The sequence below is a fragment of the Streptomyces nanshensis genome, assembly GCF_001751255.1.
GTDB lineage: Bacteria > Actinomycetota > Actinomycetes > Streptomycetales > Streptomycetaceae > Streptomyces > Streptomyces nanshensis_A.
On the sequence record NZ_LJGW01000671.1, the window covers coordinates 1 to 5,455 of the forward strand.

Sequence of the window (5,455 nt, forward strand, 5' to 3'; positions counted from 1 at the left end):
CGGCCCGGACACAGGATCTGTGTCCGGGCCGCTTCCGTTTTCCGTTGTGGTGTTCCGCTGCGCTGTTCGGTTGTGGTGTGCGGTTGTTGTTCTGTGGCGCTGTTCTCAGTGGGTCACCCGGAGGGTCCGGGCCGGCATCCGGTGCGCGAACACCGGGTGCGGACGGTCAGAGACCGTTGACGCGGGCCTCGCGGGCGACACCGAGCGGACGGACGCCCGCTGCCGTGACGTTGCGTGCCCGGCGTCCCGCGCGGGTGCGCTGGCGCCGTATCTGGCCCAGCAGCCGACGGCCGCGAAGGGTCATCTCCAGCTCGAAGCGCGTACGCGGGTCGCGCAGCGCGGAGCCGAAGAGCTTCTCGATCTGCCGCAGCCTGTACCGCACCGTCTGCGGGTGCACCTGAAGCGTCTTCGCCGCCTCGGGTGCTCCACCGCTCTCCAGCCACGCCAGCAGCGTGACTTCGAGACGCTCGCTCTGCCGCGGGGTGAGCTCGGCGAGGGGACCGAGCCAGCGGGAGGAGAGAGCGCAGGCGAGCGATTCGTCCTGCAACAGCAGGAGCATGGACAGATGGTCGTCGACGAAGAGGACCTTGCCGTCCTGGTTGACGCCGGCTGCGGGGTTGACGCCTCCGGCGACGCCGCCGCCGGCGCCTGCAGGCCCCGGAGCGCCGCCCGGTGCCCCGGGAGGCGGCGTCAGTTCGAGCAGCCGCCGGGCCCAACGCACCGATGATCCCGCGTCGTTCAGCGGGACGGTGTGCCCGACCGCAGCAGTACGGCCGCGAAGCACGTTCTCCAGTGCTTCGCGGTCGTCCTCGGGGTCGGGTATCAGCAGGCACAGCTCACTCTCGACGGGACTGACCAGTGCGTTGCCGAGCGCGGCGGCGAGCTGGGGGACCTCGCTGGGTGAGGCGAGGGCGATCGCACGCACGGTCTCGGGCAACGGCCACCTTGCTGACCTGGCCAGTTCCGTCAGACGTGATTCCGGGAATTCCTCCTCTCCCATGAGTGCGGTGAAGAGCTGCCGACGGGCACGGTCGATGGGAACCGCCGCTGTGACGTTGTCGGCCTGGGTCGCGGTTCCCTGATCCGTTTCCTTCGACTCCGGGGAGTGATGCCCCAATGCGGCCAGCAATGCCTGTTCAACGGCCCATTGAGCATCTTCGCGGTCAATTTCGCGCAGAAAAGCGGACATTGCCGGTATGCTGCGCTGTAGAGCTTCCACCACCTGGTCTGCGACGGCGGGCAGCTCCTTTCTCTGAACGCGCGCCCACTCGCCACGGGGGCGAGAGCGGATGCGGTTGAGAACGTCGCTCATCTCTACCTCGTTCCTGCCGGGTTGGGCCTGCCCGAGCACGGGAGGACAAGCCCGCGGAGGTTGCCTCCGGTAACCGGTATCCCGCCCCGGCTCCGGAGTTGAGGGTCCCCCTGCTTCCCCTGAAGGGGCATCATCGACACCGCAGGGTGCGGCGGCGATCCCACTGCCAGAATTTGTCACAGAGCGATAAATCCTGTGAAGGTCCCGGGGAGTTCCGAGATGCTTCTGCATCCCGACCACCGTATTCCGGCTCCGCAAAGTAGAGGGGTTCACACCAGAACGTCACTGGTCATTCCTGATTCAACTGCTTTGCGGTATACGGCACATGCGGGACCGAGGGTCAGGTCGGACTTCGGCGACAGTGCGATCGGAAGATACGGATGTCCCCAGAACAGATCCGTGTTCCGCCGGCGAAGCGCCGCCCCACGGCGCCCGTAGCCACCAGGCGAGGTGACCTCTCCCCTCGCCGGGCACGTCAGCGCTCGGTCCAGGACCCCAGAGAGGCGCCCGGCATCGAGGCAGACACCCCGGGGCGCGGCACCGCGGCGCGTTTCGTCCCCCGGTACACCGCGTTCGTGATCGTCTCGGCACTGGCGATCGTCTTCGCGATCAGCAATCAATCACTCGACAGACTCTGGGCGTTCATCGAATTCGGGTCCGGCGTCTTCGCGCTGCTGCTGCTGTCGTTCTCGGTCCTGTGGGGCGTGGCGGCGGCGGACCGGCTGCTGCTCGACCCGAACCACCGGCTGATCGCGCAGGCCGTGCACCGTGGCTCCGCCGTCGGCGGCCTCGGTTTCCTCGGTCTGCACATCTGGTCGAAGATCACGCTCGGGTCGACGACTTGGCAGGCAGCGGCCGTTCCCGGGCTCGACGGAGCACAGCCCATCCTGATCGGACTGGGCACGGTCGCCGGATATCTCTTCGTGGCGGTGACGGTGACGGGCGCCGTGCGGGGCGCCTTCGCTCGCAAGGGGCAGTCGCGGCTGTGGCGCGCCTTGCACATGACCGCCTATCTGGCCTGGGGCGCCTCCCTGATCCACGGTCTGCGCGCGGGCCGTGCGGTCGTCGACTGGGTCGACTGGGGATACGCCGTAGCTCTCACCGGAGTCACCGTCGCCCTGATGATGCGCCTGGCTCCCGGGCGCAATGCGGCGGACAAGCGCAAGAAGGAGCAATAGTGACATCAGTCGTGCCCTCCCCCGTCTCCGCGTCCAGCGCGGACGCGGTGCCCTCCCTCGCCTCGTTCGGGCCGCCGCGGCTGCTCGCGGGACTGGGCACCGGCGCGGGATGGACCCGGCGCCTGGAGCGCGTCGGTCATCTGACGGTGCACGGGACGATGCCCGAAATGCGGCTGGAAGAGCTGGTCGACCTCGCCGACAACATCGATCTGCGGGGCCGGGGCGGCGCCGGCTTCCCCTTCGCCCGCAAGCTCAGGGCCGTCATCGAGTCGGCGCACCGCCGTCAGCAGGCCCGCGCGGCCGTCGTCGTCAACGGCAGCGAGGGCGAGCCGAGTTGCCTCAAGGACACCGCGCTGCTGCTGTTCTCGCCGCATCTGGTGCTGGACGGGGCGATGCTCTGCGCCCGTGCGCTCAACTCGGGCGAGGTCAACGTCGCCGTGACGCGTCCCGACGTCGAGCGGTCGGTGCGGGACGCCGTCGCCGAACGCGGTCCGGGCGGCCCGCGCATCCGCGTCGTCCGCATGCCGGAACGCTTCGTCACGGGTGAGTCCAGTTCCGTCGTCAGCGGTCTCAACCAGCTCCCGGTGCTGCCCTCGGGCAGCGGGATCCGCGCGAGCGACGCCGGCGTCGACGGCCTGCCGACGCTGCTGTCCAACACCGAGACGTTCGCTCAACTCGCCGTCGGGGCACGCCTGGGCGCGCTCGACTTCCGCAACGTGGGCCTGCCCACGGAGCCGGGCACCGTGCTGCTGACCGTGGGCGGCGACAAGGTCGTGGAGACGCCGACCGGTGCGCCGCTGCCCTACATCCTGGGGCTGTGCGGCATCGACCCGGGCCAGGGCGTGCTGATCGGCGGCTACCACGGCAAGTTCCTGGAACGGGACACCTGTTGGCAGGCGCGGATCTCCCGCGACTCGCTGGATTCGCTGGGCGCGACGCTCGGCGCGGGCGCGGTGCTGCCGCTGCCCGAGGGCACCTGCCCGGTCGGCGAGGTCGAACTCGTTGCCCGCTGGATGGCGGAGGAGTCCGCAGGACAGTGCGGCCCGTGCTTCCTGGGGCTGCCCGCCCTCGCCGACACCGTGGCCTGGGCCGCGGACGGCGGCGGCGAGGAGGCGCTCGCGCAGATACGGGCCCGCACCCGGGGCGTGAAGAAGCGCGGCGCGTGCAGCCATCCGGACGGTACGGCGCGGCTGGTCGAATCGGCGCTGGAGACCTTCGCGGAGGACTTCGAGGAGCACGCGCTGGGCCGCGGCTGCGGCCGGCCCGTCTTCGGCTGCCTGGCCGTGCCGGAGGCCGTACGCCTCGCCGCCGGCTACCGGCCCCCGGAGCGTCCCGACAAACCGCAGCGCCCCGCACCGCAGTTGGAGCAGAAGCAGAAGCGCCTCGTCGTCGACTGGACGCTGTGCCAGGGGCACGGGCTGTGCGCGGGCGTCGTCCCGGACATGATCGAGCTGGACGTCGACGGTTACCCCACGGGCGCCTCCGCGACGATCCAGCCGAACATGCAGAAGCAGGCACAGCGCGCGGTGCGCCGCTGCCCGGCGCTCGCGCTGCGGATCGTGGAGCGCTGAGCCGGGACGGGGGCCGGGACGGGACGGGACAGGCGCGGCCAAGGACGGTGGAGCGGTAGCGGACGGCGGAGGGCAACGGCGGTACGGGGACGCGCTGTCGCCCTCCGCCCTCGCATCGGCGGTACGGCGCTCGGATACGTCGTACGGACAGGTCCGTACGGGCGGGGCGTACGGACACCTCGTACGCGTACGGGACGGCCCGCACGGTGCCCTTCGGGGGCCGTACGCGAGCCCGCTCAGGGCCGCCAACAGGCGGGATTTCGCGGGGAATTCACCCCGAGCACATTCCACCCCGATGGGGAACCCTGCCGTTTGGCACGATCGGACAACTTTCCGCCGCGTGAAACCCTCCTGCACCACACTCACATGCCAGCCACACATATCCAGTACTGAAGGAGCGGTCATGAGAATGCAGCGTCACGTGGCTCTGATCGGGACCGCGCTCGCCGTCGCCCTGTTCGCCACGGGTTGCGGCTCCAACGGAAATGACTACTCCGGTCAGAAGCTCAAACCGGCCGGGCAGGCAGCCGACGACAGCAGCGGCGGCGGCGACTCCAGCGGCACCAGCCGGAAGGAAGAGCCGGCCAAGGAACTTCAGGTCAAGAGGACCGCCAAGCTGGGCGACGTCGTCACCGACTCGAAGGGCTGGACGCTCTACCGCTTCGACGAGGACACCGCCGCCCCGTCCCAGTCCAACTGCAACGGCGACTGCGAGAAGATGTGGCCCCCGGTGCCCGCCAAGGACGCCGAGGCGACGGCCGGCATCGCCAAGAAGGACCTGGGCAAGGTCAAGCGCGCCGACGGCTCGTACCAGCTCACGGTCGGCGGCTGGCCGGCTTACCGGTTCGCCAAGGACGCCAAGCCGGGCGACCTCGAGGGCCACGGCGCGAAGGGCATGTGGAACGCGCTCGCCCCCAACGGCGGCAAGGCCAGCGCCCGCAACGTCAAGCAGCTCACCGCGGTCGAGAACAAGGAACTCGGCAAGATCCTCACCGACGCCAAGGGCCACACGCTCTACCGGTTCGACAAGGACTCGGCCTGGCCGATGAAGTCGAACTGCAACGGCGACTGCCTGAAGTCGTGGGTGCCCGCGAAGGCCGTCGAGAAGGACAAGGTCGAGGGCGTCGACCCGAAGCTGCTGAGCACCTATGAGCGCGCGGACGGCACGAAGCAGCTCTCGGTCGACTGCTGGCCGCTCTACTGGTTCAAGGGCGACAAGAAGGCCGGCGACATCAACGGCCAGGGCAAGATGGGTCTTTGGCACGCGGCCACCGACAAGGGCAAGAAGGCCGGCGTCACTCCCTGATCCGCGCGAACCGCGCCCCGGCCGCGGCGGCACCGCACCGAGCCGGAGCTTTCTCCAGGGCCCGCCTCCCTGCGCCGTCCCCCGGGAC

Annotated in this window: 4 protein-coding genes; 3 read left to right on the forward strand and 1 reads right to left on the reverse strand. The window is 69.9% G+C overall.

Going from position 1 to position 5,455, the window contains the following annotated elements; genetic code table 11:
• Positions 1-166: 166 nt before the first annotated feature.
• Positions 167-937: a PucR family transcriptional regulator gene (locus AN218_RS31365; protein ID WP_244900880.1), complete on the reverse strand. Its 771-nt coding sequence runs from the start codon at positions 935-937 to the stop codon at positions 167-169.
• Between the two features lie 950 nt (positions 938-1,887).
• Between AN218_RS31365 and AN218_RS31370 the strand changes: the two genes are divergently transcribed.
• The 3 genes from AN218_RS31370 (at position 1,888) to AN218_RS31380 (ending at position 5,367) form a co-directional block, all read left to right on the forward strand.
• Positions 1,888-2,490: a hypothetical protein gene (locus AN218_RS31370; RefSeq protein WP_070020414.1), complete on the forward strand. Its 603-nt coding sequence runs from the start codon at positions 1,888-1,890 to the stop codon at positions 2,488-2,490.
• Entirely contained in the window at positions 2,490-4,061 is a 1,572-nt protein-coding gene (locus AN218_RS31375; RefSeq protein WP_070020415.1) for an NADH-quinone oxidoreductase subunit NuoF family protein, read from the forward strand. The genes AN218_RS31370 and AN218_RS31375 overlap by 1 nt, the downstream gene beginning before the upstream one ends.
• A 403-nt stretch (positions 4,062-4,464) precedes the next feature.
• Entirely contained in the window at positions 4,465-5,367 is a 903-nt protein-coding gene (locus tag AN218_RS31380; RefSeq protein WP_070020416.1) for an SCO0930 family lipoprotein, read from the forward strand.
• The last annotated feature ends 88 nt before the right edge of the window (positions 5,368-5,455 follow it).

Coding starts and splice junctions, on each gene's coding strand:
- AN218_RS31380 (WP_070020416.1), top strand. CDS start 4,465: ATGAGAATGCAGCGTCACGTGGCTCTGATCGGGACCGCGCTCGCCGTC.